This window comes from Tahibacter soli (genome assembly GCF_025717065.2).
GTDB lineage: Bacteria > Pseudomonadota > Gammaproteobacteria > Xanthomonadales > Rhodanobacteraceae > Tahibacter > Tahibacter soli.
Genome location: NZ_JAOVZO020000001.1, coordinates 126,261 through 146,709 on the forward strand (window position 1 = coordinate 126,261; position 20,449 = coordinate 146,709).

At 70.6% G+C, this 20,449-nt stretch carries 12 protein-coding genes; 2 read left to right on the plus strand and 10 right to left on the minus strand.

Features of this window, described 5'->3' with window-relative positions; genetic code table 11:
• Positions 1 to 39: 39 nt before the first annotated feature.
• Entirely contained in the window at positions 40 to 399 is a 360-nt protein-coding gene (locus OD750_RS00635) for a hypothetical protein (protein WP_263544464.1), read from the plus strand.
• Positions 400 to 402: 3 nt separating this feature from the next.
• On the opposite strand, the gene OD750_RS00640 is transcribed toward OD750_RS00635, so the two are convergent.
• From OD750_RS00640 to OD750_RS00655, 4 genes are all read right to left on the minus strand, one after another.
• Positions 403 to 2,913 carry a hypothetical protein gene (locus OD750_RS00640; protein WP_272841726.1) on the minus strand — a complete coding sequence of 837 codons (2,511 nt, stop codon included), beginning with the start codon at positions 2,911 to 2,913 and terminating at the stop codon, positions 403 to 405.
• Positions 2,913 to 3,650, minus strand: coding sequence for a hypothetical protein (locus tag OD750_RS00645; protein ID WP_272841727.1), 738 nt, complete (start codon positions 3,648 to 3,650; stop codon positions 2,913 to 2,915). Before OD750_RS00645 ends, OD750_RS00640 begins: the two co-directional genes overlap by 1 nt.
• Before the next feature lie 67 nt (positions 3,651 to 3,717).
• Positions 3,718 to 4,710, minus strand: coding sequence for an SDR family oxidoreductase (locus OD750_RS00650; RefSeq protein ID WP_263544466.1), 993 nt, complete (start codon positions 4,708 to 4,710; stop codon positions 3,718 to 3,720).
• Positions 4,711 to 4,824: 114 nt separating this feature from the next.
• The gene (locus tag OD750_RS00655; protein ID WP_263544467.1) at positions 4,825 to 5,334 is read right to left on the minus strand and encodes a hemerythrin domain-containing protein; all 510 of its coding nucleotides are present in this window, start codon (positions 5,332 to 5,334) and stop codon (positions 4,825 to 4,827) included.
• Between the two features lie 286 nt (positions 5,335 to 5,620).
• On the opposite strand from OD750_RS00655, the gene OD750_RS00660 reads away from it, so the two are divergent.
• Positions 5,621 to 6,964 (plus strand): outer membrane protein assembly factor BamB family protein, encoded by a 1,344-nt coding sequence (locus tag OD750_RS00660; RefSeq protein WP_263544468.1) that lies wholly within the window; start codon positions 5,621 to 5,623, stop codon positions 6,962 to 6,964.
• A 21-nt stretch (positions 6,965 to 6,985) separates the two neighbouring features.
• Here OD750_RS00660 and OD750_RS00665 read toward each other — a convergent pair whose 3' ends face one another.
• From OD750_RS00665 to OD750_RS00690, 6 genes are all read right to left on the minus strand, one after another.
• Positions 6,986 to 9,634: a serine/threonine protein kinase gene (locus tag OD750_RS00665; protein ID WP_263544469.1), complete on the minus strand. Its 2,649-nt coding sequence runs from the start codon at positions 9,632 to 9,634 to the stop codon at positions 6,986 to 6,988.
• A gap of 26 nt (positions 9,635 to 9,660) precedes the next feature.
• On the minus strand, positions 9,661 to 12,333 hold the full coding sequence (locus OD750_RS00670; RefSeq protein ID WP_263544470.1) for a serine/threonine-protein kinase: 2,673 nt from the start codon (positions 12,331 to 12,333) through the stop codon (positions 9,661 to 9,663).
• Between the two features lie 51 nt (positions 12,334 to 12,384).
• Positions 12,385 to 15,075: a serine/threonine-protein kinase gene (locus tag OD750_RS00675; RefSeq protein ID WP_263544471.1), complete on the minus strand. Its 2,691-nt coding sequence runs from the start codon at positions 15,073 to 15,075 to the stop codon at positions 12,385 to 12,387.
• Positions 15,076 to 15,190: 115 nt separating this feature from the next.
• Positions 15,191 to 16,594 carry an NHL repeat-containing protein gene (locus OD750_RS00680; RefSeq protein ID WP_263544472.1) on the minus strand — a complete coding sequence of 468 codons (1,404 nt, stop codon included), beginning with the start codon at positions 16,592 to 16,594 and terminating at the stop codon, positions 15,191 to 15,193.
• A gap of 59 nt (positions 16,595 to 16,653) precedes the next feature.
• Positions 16,654 to 19,500, minus strand: coding sequence for a serine/threonine-protein kinase (locus OD750_RS00685; RefSeq protein WP_263544473.1), 2,847 nt, complete (start codon positions 19,498 to 19,500; stop codon positions 16,654 to 16,656).
• Positions 19,484 to 20,056 (minus strand): ECF-type sigma factor, encoded by a 573-nt coding sequence (locus tag OD750_RS00690; RefSeq protein WP_263544474.1) that lies wholly within the window; start codon positions 20,054 to 20,056, stop codon positions 19,484 to 19,486. Before OD750_RS00690 ends, OD750_RS00685 begins: the two co-directional genes overlap by 17 nt.
• Positions 20,057 to 20,449: the final 393 nt, after the last annotated feature.

Sequence of the window (20,449 nt, forward strand, 5' to 3'; positions counted from 1 at the left end):
GCGCGCGGCAGTTACGCCGCATCGGCCGGATGCCAGACGATGAAGCCTGTCTGTCGAACGATACATGCCTACGTTCACGGGGGACGTATCGGCGTGCTGGTCGAAATCGGTACGGACACAGACTATGCGTTGCGGACCGACGAATTCGCCGCGCTCTGCGGCGACGTCGCGATGCACATCGCCGCGTCGAACCCCGCCGACCTCGACACGCTGCTGGCGCAGGCGTTCGTGAAGGACCCGGCGCGCACCGTCGGCGACCGCGTCGCCGAGGTTGCGTCGGTGCTGGCCGAACGCGTCGCGATCACGCGCTTCGTGCGCTGGGATCAGGCGCCCGAGGTTTGCGAACATCCGCCGGAGCCGCCAAAACGGCCTGCCGCGATCCTGCGCGGCATATCGTGATCGCTACCGCGCGCAGCCGCCCGCCTTGACGAGATCGATCGTGCCGGCGCGCGCGAACATGTCGGCCGCTTCCTCGGTATTGTCGAAGCGGTAGTCGAGCGTCGCCCTGTCGCACGCGAGTATCGTGAGCTTCGCCGTGCCGACCGCGAACATGTTGTTCGTCGGCACGCTGTCGAACGCGCCGCCGATCGTGCGCACGATCGGCAGTTCGACGACGCCGTCGCGCGCGCTCGCGAGCGATCCCTGCAGCGTGAACCAGCGCGGTTCGAACGGCAGCGGAATGAAGCCGGTGTACGCCACGCGGAACGTGAACCACGGCGCGAAGAACACGCCGCCGGGCTGCACCACGAACTGCAGGCCCTGGCCGGCCGTCGCCGGTTCGAACCACGAACCCGACAGTCGCGCGTCGAACCCGTTCGCCGGTGGCGCCAGGCCGGCGCCGGGTCGCGTCGTGCCATCGGCGAGCGCGCAGTCGGCGACCGCGGCGCCGAGCCGCGACAGCGTGATCGTGCCGTGCGCGCCGCCGTTGACGTCGGCGTCGAAGGCGTAGCGCAACGTACCGTTGTCGCAATCGGTAAAACGGACGAAGGCCGTGCCGACGCGCCGCGCCTGCCGCGGCGGTTCCCGGTCGAACTCGCCGGGATCCGTCAGCGTGATCGCGAGTTCGGCGCTCGTCGCGTTCGGCGCTATGGCGCCCTGCACGACGTACCAGCGCTGCTGTCTCGCGGCGTTGCCGCCTTCGCGCGCGAACGTGAACCACGGCATGAAGAACGTGCGCGAATCGGGCAGGTAGTCGAGCGCGAAGCCTTCGCCGTTCGCGTACGGCGCCCACCAGGCGCCCGCGATGCCGGGCTGGTCGATGCGGATGCGCGGCGCGTCCGTGCCGACATCGGCCTGCGCGAATACGCCGACCGTTGCGCCAACCGCGCGATCGGCGACGTTCAGTGCGACGCGCGCGTTGCCGTTCGCGTCGAGCGAGAGCGCCTCGACGCGCCCGCAGAAGTCGCCGCACGCGGCGTACCGCTCGTCGAGCGGTGCACCGGTGACGGCGTCGTAGCGCGCGATGCGCAGGCGCTCGCGCTGCCCGGTCGCGAGTGCCGCGACGCCGCCCGACGCCGAGAGCGCGAACGCGCCGCCGCCGCCGGGCAATACGAGCGCTTCGTCGATCGTTGCGAGCGGCGCACCGTCGCCGGGCGCGAACGCCTGCACGCGCACGCTTTCCGGCTCGCTCGCGCCGCGGTCGTTCTCGCGTTCGACCAGATACGCCGCGTTCGCGGACCTGACGATCGCGGCCTTGGCGTATGTGCTGCGATAGGCGCGCTTCCAGGCGATGGTGCCGTCGGCGCGGATCGACCACAGCTCGCGCCCGCCCGTCGACGGCGACGCCGCCTCGCGCGCGATCGCGTGCACGCCGCCGTCGGCCGCGGTCGATCCGTCGGCGAGTTCGAACGCGCCGAGTGCGTTCGCGGAAGCGCCGATGGCCTTGGCGTTGCCTTGGCGGTCGTAGCGCAAGAGCGCGGGAACGCCGTCGGTCTTGCGCAGGCTCAGCGTCGCCCAGCCCGCGCCGTGCAGCGACGCCGACGCGATGCCGCCGGCGCCGACGACGCGCGCGACCTGCGTGCCGTTCGTGTCGAACCGGATGAACGCATGCGTCGTCGCGTCGCCCTGCACCGTGATCAGCGAACCGTCGTCGAGCACCTGGTAGTCGTCGACATCGGGCGGGCCCGGCGGCGGCCACGCCTTCGACGCTTCGCCGCCGTTGGTCGCGGGCAGGCTCTTCGCCCAGCGCTCGGCGCCGTCGGCGTCGTCGTAGCAGCGGATTTCGTTGGTCGGGCCGGTGGGGTTGCCGACCACCTTGCCGCCGATGCACAGCCGCCCGCCGCCGGCCGTCATGCGCACGTTGTACCAGTTGCCCGCGACCGTCCGGCGCCACGCGGGCGCGCCGTTCGCGCCGACCTTCGTCAGCGTCATCGCGTCGGTGTCGTCGGTGTAGATCGGATGCGCGAACAGATAGCTCGCGCCGTTCGCGTCGAGGCGCTGCGCCGCGAGGGTTTGGCCGCGTCCGGCGCTCGGCGTCGCGCCGGGCGAGTCGACGACCTTGCCGTCGGCGTCGACGGCGTATAGCTCGCTCTGAAGCGAACCGGCGATCCGGCTGCCGCGCACCTGAACGGTGCCGTCGGCGCGCGTGGCGATCGGTCGCGCGTTGACCGTCGGCAGCGTGGCTTCGGCCCGCGTCGCGCCGCTGCGGTCGACGCGCAGGAAGCGCGCGCCGGCGTTGTCCGCGCATACGAGCGCGGTGTCGCCGTTGCGCAGCAGCGTCATTGTCGGCATGTCGGCGCGCTCGGTGCCGACGCAGACTTCCTTGCGCCACGCGAGCGCGCCGTCGGTGCCGATGCGATACAGCGCGGCGGCGGTGCCCGTGCCCGCTTCCATCAGCACCTGCAGCGAACCGTCGGTGTCGAGCGCGGCGGCGCGTACCTGCTCGAGCCGGTTCGTCGCCGCGTAGTGCCACATCAGCCCCCTCCCTCGGCCTGCAGTTTGTACACGTGGAGATTGCCGATCGTGAAGTTCGACGCGCGCACGAAGCCGACGACGTACGTGAACCCCGCAGGGTCGACGACAACGCGTTCGACCTCCAGCGGCGCATTCGCCCACGTCCATTCGATGTAGCCGGTCCGGTCGAACCGGCGCACCACGCTGTCGCCGCTCGTGCCCGCCGTTGCCGCGATCGACGCGCCGCCGTCCGGTGCGGCGCCGATGCGCACGACGCGCGTGTACGCCACGTCGTCGAACGGAAACATCAGGAGCCGGCGTCCCGCATCGGAGAACAGGTACAGGTTTGCGTGGTCGGCGACCCAGGTGCGCCCGGTTTGCGAGGCGGCGACGTCGACGCAGGGATAGGCGGTCGTTTCGCGCCAGATGCGGCGCAGCGAGCGGTCGGTGCGCGTCACGCCGCAGGCGAGGCCGTCGTCGACGAGTATCGCGCCGCCGTCGGCGAGCGGCAGGGCGCGATCGAACTCGGGCACGAAGCTGTCCGGTTGCGCGGCGAGCGGCAACGTCGAGCCGGTCGTGTCGGTGCGGCGCGCACCGTCGTAGCCGAGGCTCCACAACGCGCCGTCGCTCGCGATCATGAAATCGGCCGCGTTGATCGGCGCGGTCGGCGGCGCTTCGACGTAGCGCCAGCCGACGGCCGACGCCGGACCGGTACCGATGCAATACAAAAGAACAATGTAAAAAACTCGGCAATTCATCGGCGACGCCTCTTTCCCGCTGTGACGGCGGGAAGGCGTCGTTCCCCCAAGCGGGCGCTTCGAACGGTTACCCGCGCGGTCCGCCCATCACCGGCAGCACCGCGCCGCTGATGTAGCTCGAACAGCACGGCGCCGCGAGAAACACGTAGGCGGGCGAAAGTTCTTCGGGCTGCGCCGGCCGGCCCATCGCGCTGTCCTGTCCGAACTTCGCGACGTCCTTCGCGCTGCGGTCGGCCGGATTGAGCGGCGTCCACACCGGACCCGGCGCGACCGCGTTGACGCGGATGCCGCGTTCGGCGAGGTTGCTCGCGAGCGCCATCGTGAACGCGTGGATCGCGCCCTTCGTCGCCGAGTAGTCGAGCAGTTCCTTGCTGCCGAAAATGCCGGTTTCCGATCCGGTGTTGATGATCGAACCGCCCTCGCGCATATGCGGCAGCGCCGCGCGCGCCATGTGGAAATAGCCGGCGATATTCGTCTGCAGCGTTTCCTGCAGGTGCGCGTCGGTGAGTTTTTCGAGCGACTCGCAGTGCTCCTGGAACGCGGCATTGTTGACGAGCACGTCGAGCCGACCGAACGCCTCGACGGTCTGGCGTACCGCGCGCTCGCAGAACGACGAGTCGCGCACGTCGCCGGCGATCGTGATGCAGCGGCGTCCTTCGGCCTCGATGCAGCGTTTCGTCTCCTGCGCGTCCTCGTGCTCGTTGAGGTACGCGACGGCGACGTCGGCGCCTTCGCGCGCAAACAGCACCGCTACCGCGCGACCGATGCCCGAATCGCCGCCGGTGACGATCGCGGCGAATCCGTCGAGCTTGCCGCTGCCGGCGTATTGCGGCGCGAGAAACCGCGGCGGCGGATCGAGATCGGCCTCGCGGCCGGGCTTCGCCAGATGCTGCTCGGGCAGCGGGTTCTCGGGTTGTTTGCCGTGTCCGGCCTGTATGACCGGCGGCTTCTCTTCGTCGCCGCCACCGCGAGCGCGTTCGCCTTCGTCGATACCTTTCTGGATCCGGCGCTGGCGCGCGACCGCGGCGCGACCGGGGGATGGGCCTGATTTGCCTGTCATGACGATGCTTCCGGTTGCGCGCGCGCCGCGTCACGGTCGCGGCGCGCGCTTGGTCGCCTGTCGCCCCGTGGCGAAAGGCCTTGGGCGTCCCTGCCGTCCCGAAAAACGATCGCGTCAGTGCGAGACCTCGGTCACGTGGATAAGCGTGCCGCCGGCACCGCCGTCCACCTGCGATTCGAGCGAACGTCGCAGTTCCTGCATTTCCGCACCGATCGCATCGAGGTCGAGGTCGGATTTTTCCACCTTCGGAAAGAGTTCTTTTTCCTCTTCGCGCACGTGGTGCTTGACGTATTCCTTGAGTACGACCACGCGCGCCTTGACCATCGGGTCGCTCGGATCGCGGCCGTTCATGTCGGCGATGAGGCCGTGCAGCGTGCCGTGCTCGACGGTCGCCTCGCAGACGAGGTCGACTTCCTCTTCGCCCTTTTCGGTCTTCAGCAGGCGCGGATACAGCAACGACTCTTCGAGTTCGGCGTGGATCGCCAGCGCCTGCCCGATGCGGCTGGCGAGCTCGGCCTGCGCGTGCGCGTCGCCGTCGGCGGCGTCGAACTGCGCGAACAGATGCTCCACTTCGCGGTGATCGGCCTTGAGAATGTCGATCGCATTGGAACCGTTGGCGGCCATGGCGTTTCTCGCTGTGTGGAAAACTTCCGATAACCGAGCAAGCGCTGTGCCATGGCCGCAAACGTTGTCGCGGCGCGATCGCGCACGCGGTCGCCGTTGCATTGCGCCCAGACGCGGCACGAGCGTCTTGCAGCGCGCAACGCCGGGCGCGACCGGACCAACCGCACGCAACGTCACTCCGGTCGGCACGCGAGCGCACAACCAGGGCACGCTCCCGCGCGACTCACGATGTACGGTCGCCGCGTGCCGCGGCGTTCACGGTCCGATATCCGACAAGGAGCGAACGATGTCCCGCGTCATCCGAACGATCATGGCGGCGGCGCTCGCGTGCGCCGCGCACGGCGCGCAGGCGCAGTGGATGCCGCAGTGGATCGGCACCTGGCAGCACCCGGAACCGGTGCGCGGCGTCGCCGCGAGCGGCGTACGCGCGACGGACGACGGCGTCGTGTTCGCCGCGATCGACGTCACGCATCACGGCCGCGCACACGCGGCGCTCGCGCGCTTCGGCGCGGACGGCGCGTTCGCGTGGCTGCGCGAGCACGAGGCGCTCAATATCGCGGCGATCGAACGCCTCGACGGCGGCCGTGTCGCACTCGTCGGCCAGAGTGCGAGCGCGAGCATGACCGTCTACGTGCGCGTCTACGACGGTGCTACCGGCGACGTCGTCTGGCAGCGCGAGTTCTCGCCGGCGAACCTGCGCTACGACGAGCGCTACGGATCGCGCCATCTCAGCGTCGACGCGAACGGCAATCTCTACGTATTGGGGAGCGACGACGGCGACTTCGTCGTGATCCGCTACGATGCGGCCGGCAACGCGCTGCCGGCGTGGCGCTACGCGACCGGCGACGCGAAGGTCGCCGGCAGCTACATCGTCGCGCTGGCCGACGGCGGCGCGATCGTGACCGGGCAGGGCGATTCGCTCGACGGCGGCTACCGGACGGTGCGCCTCGATGCGCAGGGCGCGGCGCTGTTCGACGACACCGAGCCCGGCGATATCGGCAATCCGCTCGGCCCGTCGTATGTCGCCGCGGCGCCGGACGGCGGTTTCGTCGTGGTCGCCGCACCGGAATCGTCGTTCGGCGTACCGAAGGCGCAGGCGTGGAAGCTGTCGGCGACCGGCGAACGTCTGTGGACGACGGTGCTGCCGAATCCGAACGCGCCGTCGAGCCTGTCGATCGGCGCATTCGCGCCGCTGGCGGACGGCGACGTGCTGATCGTGCCCGAGTCGGTTTTCGATCATCGCTTCCGGCTCGTGCGGGTGCGCGGCAGCGATGGCGCGGTGCTGCGCGATGCGAGCGCGGCGACCGTCGGCAACCCGATGGCGCTTGCGGTCGCGCCGAACGGCCGGGCGCTCGTCGGCGGCTTCGTCTTCGTCGGGTCGAGCGGCGCCACCGCCGCGCGCGTCGCGGAGTTCGACGCGAACGGCGCGCCGTGTCGCGCGGCGACGGATCTTGCGATGTCGGGCGGCGTCGCGGCGGGTGCGAGCGTCGCAGGCTGGAGCGTGCTCGGCGGCAGCGTGTTCGTGCAGGGCGTCGGCAACGACGCGCTGGTGCGGCGCTATGACGCGAACGGTGCGTGTACGAGCGGCGAGGCGATCTTTGCGGATGGGTTTGAAGACGCGGTGCGGTGAGCGGCGGTGCGATGCGTCGTTTCAAAGCCCGAAGAACGTCTTCATTTCTTCCATCTGGGCGATGCGCCCGACATGCCAGGGGTTGTCTTTCTTGAGTTTGCTGGCGCGCTCGATCACGAACGGCGCCAGCAGCTGCCGGGCGGCGTCGAAGTCGTACTTGCGAAAGTGAATGTATGCAAGATCGGCGCGGACGAAGCCGACGTCCGCGCCTTCCCCGTAGATCGACGTCACCAAGCGGTTGGCTTCGGTCGTGATCGGTTCGGCTTCGAAGCGCCGCCCTTGGGCGATGAGTTGCTCACCGAACGATTGCAGAAGCAGACCGCGATTGCCGAGCGACTCCGGCGGCGTCGCGGCGAGCGCCTTGTAGGACATCTGCTCGGCACGTTCGGCATCGTGCAGCGTGTAGTAGTAGTCGGTGCTCATGCGATCGTAGAGATTCGCGATAAACGGGCTCGTCGGTCCGATACGCCGCAAGCCGACGTCGATCGCGCGCGCGCGTAGCTGCAGTGCCTCCGCAGCACGTCCAAGGCTCATGTAGAGGGATGCCATGGTCGACATCAGGCGTGCGGCCGCAGCGTTGTCGGTCCCGTAGATCGTGGCATGCCGGTTGTACGCTTCGATGACGTAGGGGGCAGCCTGCTCATAGTCGAACAGCCGTCCATACGCGACGCCGAGCTGCCGCATCGTTTCGATCTGAATAGCCGGATCGAGTCCGGCCCGCGACTGCTGCTCGTGCAGCAGGTCGGCCAGTAGCGCCTTGGCTTCGGCAAACTTGCCGTTGTCTGAAATCAGCGTTGCGTGACGCTGGCGCAGCCGATCAACGTACTCCACCGGCAGGTCGCCTCGCCGCGAAAGCAGGTCAATAGCCGCGTCGTAGACACGCTCTGCTTCGGTTCTCGCGTCGGCGCCGGCGTTCGCACGACCACGTATCGTCCACAGGTCGTAGAGCAGCTCGCCGTCGTCAACGCGCATCCCGTCACCGAGACGCTCGATCGCGGCAGTCGACGCGGCGACCGCATCGCCGAACCGGTTCTGCACGAACGCCGCTTCCGCATCGGCGAGTCCCTGCCGCGCGCGCAGTTCGGCGGACGGATCCGCGACCTGCGCGAGCGCCGCGCGGGCAATTTCCGCGTGCCGCACCGATTCGGGCAGCCGGTCGAGCGCGAAGAACAGGTGCGCGAGCGTCTGCGCGATCGTCGCGCGCAGTGCCGGGTCTTGCGACGGCGCCTGGTTTTCGAGCGATGCGACGGCGCTCGCGAGCAGTTCGTCGGCGCGCAGTTCGCGACCGCGTGCCTTGACCGGGTCGGCCGCTTCGAACGCGTCGACGAGAAAGCTCGTGACGCGCCGGGACGCCGCGAGCGCCTGCACGGCGCGGTCGCGTTCGACGCTTGCGCGGCGGTATTGCGCGATCGACACCGCCGTCGTCGCGAGCACCGCGATGCCGAGCAGCGCGGCGACGAGCGCGGTGACGCGGTGGCGCCGCACGAAGCACGCGAACCGGTAGCGCCATTCCGACGTGCGCGATGCGATCGGCCGGAACGCGAGCACGTTGCGTACGTCGGTGGCGAGATCGTCGACCGAGCGGTAGCGGTCGTTCGGTTCCTTGCGCAAGGTTCTCGCGACGATCGCGTCGAGATCGCCGCGCAGTGCGATGGCGAGCGCGGCGCCGTTCGGCAGCTGCCGCGCACGCGCCGCGCCGTCATTCGTGCTCGCCGAATCGCTCGCAGGCGAGGCCGGGCGGTGCGCGATCGTCTCGACGATCGTCTCGCGTGCGGCATCGGTGAAGCGAAACGGCGGCGACCCGGCGACGAGTTCGTACAACGTGCAGCCGAGGCCGTAGACGTCGGTCGCGACCGACGAGGCGCGACCGAGCACCTGTTCGGGCGCGGCCGAACTGACCGAGAAGAAGCCGTCGACGGTCGCCTCGCCGTTCGCCGCGATGCCTTCGAGCGACTTGGCGATGCCGAAGTCGACGAGGCGCACGCGGCCGTCGCGATCGACGAGGATGTTCGACGGTTTCAGGTCGCGATGCAGCACCAGGCGCCGGTGCGCGTAGGCGACGGCGTCGCAGACGTCGGCGAACAGGGCGAGTCGCGCACGCAGGTCGAGCGCGCGTTCGTCGCAGTAGCGCGTGATCGCGATGCCGTCGACGTATTCCATCGCGTAATACGGGCGTTCGTCCGGCAGTTCGCCGGCGTCGATCAGGCGCGCGATGTTCGGATGGTCGAGCGTCGCGAGTATCGCGCGTTCGTGCCGCAGGCGTTCGATCGTGCGGCGCTCGCGCACGGCGAACGGCACGATCTTGAGCGCGACCCGCTGCACGACGCCGGCGACGTGCCGCTGCGCCAGGTACACGCGACCCATGCCGCCTTCGCCGAGCAGGCGCTCGATGCGGAAGCCGTCGATCACCTGGTCGCGCGCGAGTTCCGCCTCGCGCAGAACGCCCCCGAACGCGTTCGCGATGTTCGCGTCGCCGAGCGTGCCGTCCGATCCGGTGAACGCGTCGTGCACCGAGACGAGATCGCGCACGGCCGCGTACATCGCATCGTCGTCCGCGGCGCGGCGCAGATAGTCGTCGCGCAGGCCGGGTTCGACGGCGAGCACGTCGTCGAACAGCCTGCGCAGTTTCGTCCAGCGCCGCGCGTCGGACGACGGTTGAAGGTCGCTCATGGATTTCGCTCGTTCGTGCCGTCGCGTCAAAACCCGAAGAATGCGGCCATTTCGTCCATTTGTGCAATCTGGTCGCGCTGATACGGGTCGTCTTTCTCGAACGCGCGAACCGTGGCGATCACCTCGGGCGTGAGCCGCTCGCGCGCCTCGTCGAACGCGTACTTGCGATAGCTCAGATACGCAAGGCTCGCCGCGACCGCGCGGACGCGCAGGGAATCGCCGAACAGTCCGGCGAGCGTCGATTCGGCGTCGAGCAGCATCGATTCGGCCTCCAGTGGACGCCCGCTCGCCATCAGCACTTCCCCGAGCGCCTGCTGATACGTCGCACGGTTGGCGCGCGCGTCGACCGGCGTCAGCGTGAGCGCCGTGCGATACGCGCGTTCGGCCTGGTCGAACGCGTGCCAGTAGTGGCGGTATTCGGCGCCCATGCGCTCGTATTGCGTGCCGACGAACGGACTGTCCTCGCCGATGCGGCGCCGGCCGACATCGAGTGCCTTCGCACGCAGGTGCATCGCTTCGGCGTGACGGCCCAGGCGCGTGTAGAGCGACGCGGTATCGCCCATCAGGCTCGCGGTCGTCGCGTTGTCTTCGCCGTAGGTCGCAACGTGCAGGCTCAGCGCTTCGGCGAGATGGCGCTGCGCCGGATCGAGATCGCCGAGCCTTTCGTACGCCTTCGCCAGTTGCCGCAGCGTTTCGATGCGCGTGACGGGATCGGGGTTCGGGCGCGCGCGCTGCTCGTCCAGCAGCGTTCGCATGAGGTCGCGCGCTTGCGCGAACGCGCCCGAATCCGACACGACCGCGGCGTGCCGCTGCCGCAGCAGGTCGATGCGTGCGACGGGCGTGTCGGCGCGTCCGGAGAAGATCGCGACGGCGGTTTCGAACGCCTGCTCCGCGTCCTTCGTTTCGCCGGCGCCGACGTTTGCGCGACCGCGTATCGAGAACAGGTCGTAGAGAAGATCGCCGTCGCCGGCCTGCGTACCGCCGCCGAGGCGCGCTATGCCTTCGGCCGATGCCGCGACCGCGTCGCGGTAGCGATTCTGCGCGAACGCCGCTTCGGCATCGGCGAGGCTCTGGCGTGCGCGCAGTTCGGCCGACGGTTCGGCTGTCTGTGCGAACGCCGCGCGGGCGATCTGCGCCTGTTGCACCGACTCGGGCAGCCGGTCGAGCGCGAAGAACAGGTGGGCCAGCGTCTGCGAGATGGTCGCGCGCAGTGCGGGGTCCTGCCTTGCCGAGTTCTGTTCGAGCGATGTGACCGCGCTGGCGAGGAGTTCGTCCGCGCGCAGTTCGCGACCGCGCGCCTTGACCGGGTCGGCCGCTTCGAATGCGTCGACGAGAAAGCTCGTCACGCGCCGCGCGTGGTCGCGCTGGAGTTGCGCGGTCGCGAGCGCCTCGATCGCGCGGTCGCGTTCGACGCGCGCGGTGCGGTGCTGGGCGATCGACAACGCCGTCGTCGCCAGCACCGCCGCGCCGAGTAGCGCGGCGACGAGTGCGGTGATGCGGTGGCGCCGCACGAAGCACACGAACCGGTAGCGCCACTCCGATGCGCGCAGCGCGATCGGCCGGAAGGCGAGCACGTTGCGCACGTCGGCGGCGAGGTCGTCGACCGAGCGGTAGCGGTCGTTGGGTTCCTTGCGCAGGGTTTTCGCGACGATCGCGTCAAGGTCGCCGCTCAGCGCGGCGGCGAGCGCGTTGCCGTCGGGCAGCTGCCGCTGCCGCGCGGCGGTGTCGTTCGCGCGGGCCGACTCGCTCGCCGGCCCCGCCGGGCGATGCACGATCGTGTCGACGATCGCCTCGCGCGCGAAGTTGGCGAAGCGGAACGGCAGTGCGCCGGCGAGGAGTTCGTGCAGCACGCAGCCGAGGCCGTAGACGTCGGTCGCCACGGACGTGGGCAGGCCGAGCACCTGTTCGGGCGCGGCCGATCCGATCGAGAAGAAGCCGCCGTCGACGGTGGCCTCGCCGTTCGCCGCGACGCCGTCGAGCGACTTGGCGATGCCGAAGTCGACGAGGCGCACGCGGCCGTCGCGATCGACGAGGATGTTGCCGGGCTTGAGGTCGCGATGCAGCACGAGTCGCCGATGCGCGTAGGCGACGGCTTCGCAGACGTCGGCGAACAGGGTCAGCCGAGCGCAGAGATCGAGCGTGCGTTCGTCGCAGTAGCGCGTGATCGCGACGCCGTCGACGTATTCCATCGCGAAGTAGGGGCGTTCGTCGGGCAGCTCGCCGGCATCGATCAGGCGCGCGATGCCCGGATGGTCGAGCGTCGCGAGTATCGCGCGCTCGTGCCGCAGGCGTTCGATCGTGCGGCGTTCGTGCACGGCGAACGGCACGATCTTCAACGCGACGCGCTGAACGACGCCGGCCACCTGCCGCTGCGCCAGATACACGCGACCCATGCCGCCTTCGCCGAGCAGGCGTTCGAGGCGGAATTCAGCGATCTGCGCGCCGGCGTCGAGGTCGCCGTCGCGCAGCATCGCGTCGATCGCGCGTGCGGCGGCCCCTGCGTGCGGCGCCGACGTCGTCTGCGCGAATTCGTCGTGTACGCGGATCAGACGCCGCACTGCCTCGAACGTCGCGTCGTCGCCGGCGGCGCGGCGCAGCCAGGCGTCGCGCGACTCCGGTTCGACCGCGAGCGCGTCGTCGAATAGCTGGCGCACTTTGCGCCAGCGTCCGGCATCGGGCGGAACTTGTGTCGCGGTCATGGGATGGTCTCGTTCGGGTGCGCCGGACCCGACGGTTGCGATGGCGATAGCTTACGGAACCCGGAAGCGATAGAACGCTGCCATTTCCAACAATTGTTCGTACCGTTCGCGGTTGGCGCCCTTCGTGCCGCCCCCGGTCACACCGCGAACGACGTATGGCGTCAACAACGCTGCGGCGTCGTCGAACCGGTATTGGCGGAAGTACAGCCACGCGAGCTGCAGGTCAAGGTACGCGCGTTCGAGGTGTTCGGGGGACAGTAGCGACAATGCCGTGTCGACGTAGTATTCGGCCTCGAAGCGGCGATCCTGCGCCGCGAGCAGATTGGCCAGGATCATCAATGACGCCGCGCGGCTGACGCTGCCTTCGGACGGGCTGGCGGCGAGCGCCTTGCGCGCCGCGTATTCGGCCTGGCCCGCGTCGCCGAACAGGTCGCGATAGTGGTGGCTCATGCGCATGTACAGCAGCACCATGAACGCGCTGCGCTCGCCGATGCGACGTGCCCCGATGTCGGCGGCTCGCCGGTAGATCTGCATCGCCTCGCCGACGGTGCCGTCGACCGCCAGCAACGTCGCCTTGTTGCGCAGGAGATACGCGCCCATCGCGTTGTCGTCGCCGTACATTGCCGTATGCCGCGCGAGCGCTTCGTCGTTGTACAGACCCGCAAGACGATAGAGCTCGTCCTTGTCCTCCGGCGCGGCGCCCAGGCGCAGCAGCGTCTGCGCCAGGAGCCGCAGCGTTTCGGTCAGCGCCGGATCGTCGGCGCTGCCGCGCGCGCGCTGTTCGGCGAGCAGCGCTTCGAGCCGCGCGCGCGCGTCGGCGTTGCGGTCGTTGTCGGACAGCACCTGCGCGTGCTGCTGGCGCAAGCGCTCGATGCGGTCGACGCCGATGTCGCGGCGCCCGGACAACTGCGCAATCGTTTCTTCGTAGCGTTTTTCGGCCTCGCGATAGCGGCCGCTCGCCGCCGTCGCGCGATTGCGCACGAGGTGCAGGTTGTACGCCAGATCGCCGTCTTCGATGGCGCTGCCCGGACGCGCGAGCGCGTCGCGCGAAATGGCGATTGCCTCGTTGTAGCGGGTCTGGACGAAGGCGGCCTCCGCATCGGTCAGTGCCTGGTTGGCGGCGAGATCGGCCGCCGTGCCGCCCGCGGCATCGAACGCCGTGCGTGCGATCTGCGCCTGCTGCAACGATTCGGGCAGCCGGTCGAGCGCGAAAAACAGGTGGGCCAGCGTCTGTGCGATCGTTGCGCGCAGCGCGGGGTCTTGTTTGGCCGGGTTCTGTTGGAGCGATGCCACGGCGCTGGCGAGGAGTTCGTCGGCGCGCAGTTCGCGACCGCGCGCCTTGACCGGGTCGGCGGCTTCGAACGCGTCGACGAGAAAGCTCGTCACGCGGCGCGCGTGGTCGCGTTGCAGCTGCGCGGTCGCCAGCGCGGCGACGGCGCGGTCGCGTTCGGCGGCGGCGCGGCGCGACAGCACGATCGACGATGTGCCGGCTGCCAGCACGGCGATGCCGAGCGCCAGTGCCGTCGCCGCGGTCAGCCGGTTGCGGCGCAGCAGCAGCCTGCTGCGATACCGGAATTCGGACGCGCGCAAGGCGATCGGCCGGAAGGCAAGCACGTTGCGCACGTCGGCGGCGAGATCGTCGACCGAGCGGTAACGGTCGTTGGGTTCCTTACGCAGGGTTTTCGCGACGATCGCGTCGAGATCGCCGCGCAGCGCGGCGGCGAGCGCGTTGCCGTCGGGCAGCTGCCGCTGCCGCGCGGCGGTGTCGTTCGCGCGGGCCGACTCGCTCGCCGGCCCCGCCGGGCGATGCACGATCGTGTCGACGATCGCCTCGCGCGCGAAGTTGGCGAAGCGGAACGGCAGCACGCCGGCGAGGAGTTCGTGCAGTACGCAGCCGAGGCCGTAGACGTCGGTCGCCACGGACGTGGGCAGGCCGAGCACCTGTTCGGGCGCGGCCGATCCGATCGAGAAGAAGCCGCCGTCGACGGTGGCCTCGCCGTTCGCCGCGACGCCGTCGAGCGACTTGGCGATGCCGAAGTCGACGAGGCGCACGCGGCCGTCGCGATCGACGAGGATGTTGCCGGGCTTGAGGTCGCGATGCAGCACGAGTCGCCGATGCGCGTAAGCGACGGCCTCGCAGACGTCGGCGAACAGGGTCAGCCGCGCGCAGAGATCGAGCGTGCGTTCGTCGCAGTAGCGCGTGATCGCGACGCCGTCGACGTATTCCATCGCGAAGTAGGGACGTTCGTCGGGCAGCTCGCCGGCGTCGATCAGGCGCGCGATGCCCGGATGGTCGAGCGTCGCGAGTATCGCGCGCTCGTGCCGCAGACGTTCGATCGTGCGGCGTTCGTGCACGGCGAACGGCACGATCTTCAGCGCGACGCGCTGGACGACGCCGGCCACCTGCCGCTGGGCCAGATACACGCGGCCCATGCCGCCTTCGCCGAGCAGGCGTTCGAGACGGAATTCGGCGATCTGCGCGCCGGCGTCGAGGTCGCCGTCGCGCAGCATCGCGTCGATCGCGCGTGCGACGGGATCGGCGCCCGGCGCTTCGCCTGTTCCCGTGAACGCTTCGTGCGCCGCGATGAGGCGATACACCGCGGCGAGCACGGCTTCATCGGCGGCAGCACGGCGCAAATACGCGTCGCGCGCCGCCGGATCGAGCGAGAGCGCCTCGTCGAACAACCGGCGCACCGTTGTCCAGCGCTCGTCCGTGCGATGTTCCGATGTCGTCGCGTGCATTCGCCCCTCCCCGGCGATCCACGTTACCTGACAACACGCGGAGGGAACCGTTTCGGGGTTCTCGTTGCGGTACGCGAGAAGAAAGGGTTTTTCCACATCCTCCGTTGTGGATCGTTCAAAAACCGTCGGCGAAAACGAGATCCGACGACAGCCGCGTCAGCACGAGATCGTAGTCGGTGTTGGCGGTGGCCGAATCGGGCGATTCTCCGGCGACGAGCGGCTGGCCGCCGTCGAGCGCGATGCGCCTGAACGTCGTGCTGTACGACTCGATCGTCGGCGTCGAACGGCGCGCCGTGTACAGCGTTTCGGCGCTCGTGCCGTTGAACGCCGTGTCCGGCACGCCCGCCGCGGTCAGGCGCAGCACGGCGCCCTTGCGCGCCGCGGCGTATTCGCCGGCGACGACGACGCGGCCGAGACCGTCGACGGCCACGTCGCCGTAGATCGTGTCGTTCGTGCCGGTCACGAACAGGCCGCGGCCGGCGACGTTGCCGAACGTCGTGTCTTCCGCGACGCTCGCGGCCTGCCGGCGCAGCACGACGCCGCGCACTTTCAGGTCGGACATCGTCGTATAGCCGGCCGCGAGGATCTTGCCGTCGGCCTGCACCGCGATGCCGCGCATGTAGTCGAGCGGAAAGCCGCCGGCGGTACCGCGGTCGATCGCATAGGTGAAGGTCGTCGACGACGACGTGACGAGATCGCGCGTGACGATGAACCAGTCGGTATTGCTCGCGCCCTCCGCATAGTCGCCGCCGATGACGAGCCGGTTGCGCGTCGCGTCGTGCACGACGCGCGCGACGCTGACGACGTTGCGGCATTGCGCCCGGCAGTACAGCGCGGTGCCGTTGCCGGACGAGCCGAACGCCGTGTCGCGCGCGCCGTCGGGCTTGAGCTTGACCACGCCGACGGTCGTCATCGGCGTGCCGTTGTCGTCGTCGCTGATCATGCCGGCGACGACGACCGAGCCGTCCGGCAAGGTCGCGACGCTGCCCGGCGTGTCGTTGACGCGGCTGTGCGGGGCGTCGTAGTCGAACGCGACCGACGTGCCGCCGTCGCCGGCGAAGCTCGTGTCGTCGGCGCCGTTCGCAAGGAAACGGACGACGCCGAAGTCGGCCTGGCCGAGCGCGCCGGGCGTCGCGCCGACGACGACGATGCGGCCCTGCGCGTCGACGGTCATGTCGGTGACGGTGCTCAGGAACGCGTCCTTGACGACGCGCCCGTCCGTGCCGAACGTGCTGTCGTTCGTGCCGTTGCGTCGAAATTTATGCAGAAAAATCAACCTGCCGGCGGCGCCGCCGGCGATCGCGCCGGCGATGACGTAGCCGCCGTCAGGCGTGCGCCGCACGCCGACGATGCGCTCGTCCTGCGTCCCGCCGCCGGCCTGAAAGCTGCGCCGCCACCCGGCCGGCGTATCGGTCAGTCCCGCCGCGAACGTGGTATCGACCGCGTTGTCGGCTGCCCGGATCTGCGCGAGCGGGAGGAGGGCGGCGACGGCGACGAACAGGCGACAGGGCGACGGCATGGCGGTACTCCACGGATTCGGTGTCCGGGAGTACGCAGCGGCGCGGCGGAAAGTGACATTCAGCGCGCGAGCGAGGCCTGCGCCGCGCGCAGCGACACGAGATCGCGCAGCCACGGCCGCTGCACGGCGAGCACGCCGACGGCCGCGTCGAGTTCGGTGCGGGCCGCGTCGCGCTCGCCGGCGCCGAGCAGCGCGCGGCCCAACTGCCCGCGCGCGAACGCGGTGCGCCAGTGGTCCGCGCCGCCGGCCTGCGCGTAGCCGGCGACGGCGTCGCGGAACTGCGTCCTTGCGCCCGCGAAATCGCGCCGTGCGAGTGCGCAGCCGCCGAGAACCAACGACGCGTGCGCGCCTTCGATGATGCCGGCCGGCGCGAGTGCCCGGGCATCGTCGAGTGCCGACTGCGCAACCGGTTCGGCCTGCGCGCAGTCGCCGGTGTCGGCGAGCACGGCGGCGAGATCGCCGCGCGCGGTGCTGCGTTCGAGCGAGGGCGCCGTGTAGAACTTGTCGACGCGCGCGATCGCCTCGCGCGCCGGCGCCAGCGCCTCGGCCGCGCGGCCCTGGTAGCGCAGGTTTGCGATCAGCGCCGACTGCGACGAGAGCCAGCCGCTCGCGCTCGCGAGGCTGTCGCCGTCGCGCGCGGTGGCCGCGTCGCGCGCGGCGAGCACGAGACGCAGCTGCGCCTCGCCGTCGGCCAGTCGGCCGCGGTTCGTCGCGAGCGCGGCAAGGCTGCTGCGCGCGGTCAGCACGTAGGTGTGGTCGGCCGGCAGCATCGTCTGCCACAGCGCGAGCGCTTCGCCGACGTGCTGCGTGGCGCCGTCGAGATCGCCGAGCCGGTAGCAGTTGACGCCCCAGTTGTTGAGTTCCTGCGCCAGCAGGCCCTTGTCGGGCTGCGGCTGCGCGCGCAGGATCGCGATGATTTCCGGCCGCAGCGCGAGCGCCTGCGCCGCATCGCCGGTACGCTCGAGGCTCACCGCCTTGCGTCCGAGCGTGCGCGCGATGTCGGCGTGGTTCGGCGGCAGCGTCTTGCGGCGCAGCGCCAGCGCCTCGTCGATGGTGACGAGCGACGCCGCGTAGTCGCCGGCGTCGGCCTGGTACGTCGCGAGGTTGAACAGCGCCGGACCTCGCGTGGGATCGTCCGGCGCGAGCGTGCGCCGCTCGACGTCGACGATGTGCCGGACCAGGGCGATGGCCTCGCCGGTTTCTCCGAGGTCGTTCAGGTGGATCGCCGTCGACTGCTCGGCGCTGAGCGTTGCCGGCGCGTCGGGGCCGAGCCGTTCGCGACGCGACGCGAGCGCCCGGCGCGCGAGCGCGACGGCCTGCGCGTAGTGGCCGCGCGCGCCGAGAATGCTCGCGCGTTCGAACGTGAGCAGGTCGGCGAGGTCGGCGTCGTCGGGACGCCGCGCGACGCGCAGCGCCTCGGCCTCGTCGATCAGTGCGGTCGCGTCGTCGTAGTCGCCCGCGACGCCGCGTACCTGCGCGAGCGAGTGCCGCGTGTCGATCGCTAGCGCGGCCTGCTCGCGCGAGAACAACGGCAGCGCGGCGCGGAACTGCGCTTCGGCCGCGGCGTAGTCGCCGAGTCCGACGTAGCTGGCGCCGAGCACGGCGCGCAGCTGCGCGGCGGCGGCGGGCTGGTCGGCGAGTTCGCGTCCGATGCGCGCGGCGGCTTCGTCGACGAGGTCTTTCGCGGTCGCTTCGCGGCCTCGCGAATTGGCCGGATCGATGCTGCGGAAAATATCCTCGAGAAATCCGTTCACCGCTTCGGCGCGGCGCGCCTCGGCGCGCGCGATGCGCGCCTGCCACAGCGCGACGGCCGTGCCGCCGACGAGTGCGGCGAACGCGATCGCGGCGGCGGCGACGCCGAGCCTGTGCCGTGCGAGAAAGCGCCGCGCGCGGTAGCCGGCGCTGTCGGCGCGCGCGAGGATCGGCAGGCCCGCGCGCGCGCGGCGCAGGTCCTGCGCGAGTGCGTCGACGCTGCCGTAGCGCCGCGCGGGTTCGGGGTCGGTCGCGCGCGTCACGATCACGCCGACGTCGCCGCGCAGCGCGTTCGCGGCGGCGTCGAACCGCCGCGCCGCGACGAGTTCGTACAGCAGCGCGCCGAACTGGTACACGTCGGTCGCGGTACCGGCGTCCTCGCCGCGCACCTGTTCGGGCGCGGCGTAGGCGCGTGTGAGAAACCGCGCGGCGGTGGCGGTGCGCTCGGGCGTGTCGGCGTCTTCAAGCAGTTTTGCGATGCCGAAGTCGAGCAGATGCGGTTCGCCGCGCGCGTCGACGAGCACGTTGGACGGTTTCAGGTCGCGGTGCACCACGAGCTGGCGGTGCGCGTACGACAGCGCGTCGGCAAGGCGCAGCGCGAGCGCCAGGCGCGCGTCGGCATCGGCGCCGGCCGCCCAGGCGTCGAGCGGCACGCCGTCGACGTATTCCATCGCGAGCCACGGCCGGCCGTCGGCCGCGACGCCGCCGTCGACGAGGCGCGCGATGTTCGGATGCGAAAGGCGCGCGAGGATGCCGCGCTCGCGCTTGAAGCGCGCGAGCACTTCGCGGCTGTCCATGCCGCGCTTGACGAGCTTGAGCGCGCAGCGCTGCACGAAGTCGTCGCCGCGGCGCTCGGCCAGATACACCGCGCCCATGCCGCCGCGGCCGATTTCGCGGACGACGCGCCAGTCGCCGAGCATCGTGCCGGCGGGCAGGTCGTCGTCGTCGCCCGCGAGTTCGGCGGCGACGTCTCCGGCGTCGCGATCGAGCAGGCGATTGCCGGCCGCCGCCGCCGCGAGGAGTTCGCGCACGGTCGCGGCGAGCGCGTGGTCGCCGCCGCATTGGGCGGTGACGAACGCGTCGCGCTCGGTATCCTCCAGCGCGAGCGCGTCGCGCAGCAGGGCGAACGCGCGGCGCCTATGCGGCAGATCCATCGCCGCCTCCCTGTCGCATTTCCACGGCGAGCAGCGCGCGTGCGGCCTGCCAGTCGCGCAGCACCGTGCGTACGGTGAGGCCTTCGATCTGCGCGATTTCGGCGAACGACAGCCCGCCGAAAAAATGCCATTGCACGACGCGCGCCGCGCGGTCGTCGACGGTTTCGAGCTGCGACAGCGCCTGGTCGAGCGCGAGCACGTCGACGGCGATGTCGCCGCCGTCCGGCACGTGTTCGTCGAGCGTGACGAGCGCGATGCCGCCGCCGCGCTTGCCGGCCTGCGCGCGGCGCGCCTGGTCGATCAGCACCTGCCGCATCGCGCGCGCGGCGAGCGCCATGAAGTGCGCGCGGCTGGTCGCGTCGAGCGCGCCGCCGGCGAGCTTCAGATACGTTTCGTGCACCAGCGCGGTCGTCGACAGCGTCTGGTCGCGCGCGCCGCGCAGCTGGCGGTGCGCGCAGCGGTGCAGTTCGTCGTAGAGCCGCCGGAACAGGTGCTGCCGCGCGTCTTCGTCGCCGCGGCCGGCCGCCGCGAGGAGTTCCGTGATCGCCTCGTTCATTCCCCTGCGCCCGGCCGCTGTCGGCACCAAGCATTGCCGCCGGGTTCGTCGCCGTCAACGTCGGGTGGCGCGAATGCAGGCATATGCACGGTCGAGAACCGCACGGCGTCGTGCGCCGGCCGTCCCCGGAGAGCCGGCAAGACCGTCCGGTCGACTGCGTCTCGGGTCGCATTCGATACATCCGCCCGACGGCGAGGCGCAGTCGGTTGGATTCGTCGCCGGGCCGAGCGTTCGGGCGGCGGCGGGGGGCGGCGTCATCCCCCCTGTCGCGATCGCGTCGTCGGCGCAGAGCGTCACGACGTGCGTCGACCGCAGCGTGCCGGGGCTGCGGCGACGCCCGATGCCGGCAGCTTCGGCCCCGCCGGTTCGGCGACGCGGCCGACAGCACCTTCG

Coding starts and splice junctions, on each gene's coding strand:
- OD750_RS00635 (WP_263544464.1), top strand. CDS start 40: ATGAAGCCTGTCTGTCGAACGATACATGCCTACGTTCACGGGGGACGT.
- OD750_RS00640 (WP_272841726.1), bottom strand. CDS start 2,913: ATGTGGCACTACGCGGCGACGAACCGGCTCGAGCAGGTACGCGCCGCC.
- OD750_RS00645 (WP_272841727.1), bottom strand. CDS start 3,650: ATGAATTGCCGAGTTTTTTACATTGTTCTTTTGTATTGCATCGGTACC.
- OD750_RS00650 (WP_263544466.1), bottom strand. CDS start 4,710: ATGACAGGCAAATCAGGCCCATCCCCCGGTCGCGCCGCGGTCGCGCGC.
- OD750_RS00655 (WP_263544467.1), bottom strand. CDS start 5,334: ATGGCCGCCAACGGTTCCAATGCGATCGACATTCTCAAGGCCGATCAC.
- OD750_RS00660 (WP_263544468.1), top strand. CDS start 5,621: ATGTCCCGCGTCATCCGAACGATCATGGCGGCGGCGCTCGCGTGCGCC.
- OD750_RS00665 (WP_263544469.1), bottom strand. CDS start 9,634: ATGAGCGACCTTCAACCGTCGTCCGACGCGCGGCGCTGGACGAAACTG.
- OD750_RS00670 (WP_263544470.1), bottom strand. CDS start 12,333: ATGACCGCGACACAAGTTCCGCCCGATGCCGGACGCTGGCGCAAAGTG.
- OD750_RS00675 (WP_263544471.1), bottom strand. CDS start 15,075: ATGCACGCGACGACATCGGAACATCGCACGGACGAGCGCTGGACAACG.
- OD750_RS00680 (WP_263544472.1), bottom strand. CDS start 16,594: ATGCCGTCGCCCTGTCGCCTGTTCGTCGCCGTCGCCGCCCTCCTCCCG.
- OD750_RS00685 (WP_263544473.1), bottom strand. CDS start 19,500: ATGGATCTGCCGCATAGGCGCCGCGCGTTCGCCCTGCTGCGCGACGCG.
- OD750_RS00690 (WP_263544474.1), bottom strand. CDS start 20,056: ATGAACGAGGCGATCACGGAACTCCTCGCGGCGGCCGGCCGCGGCGAC.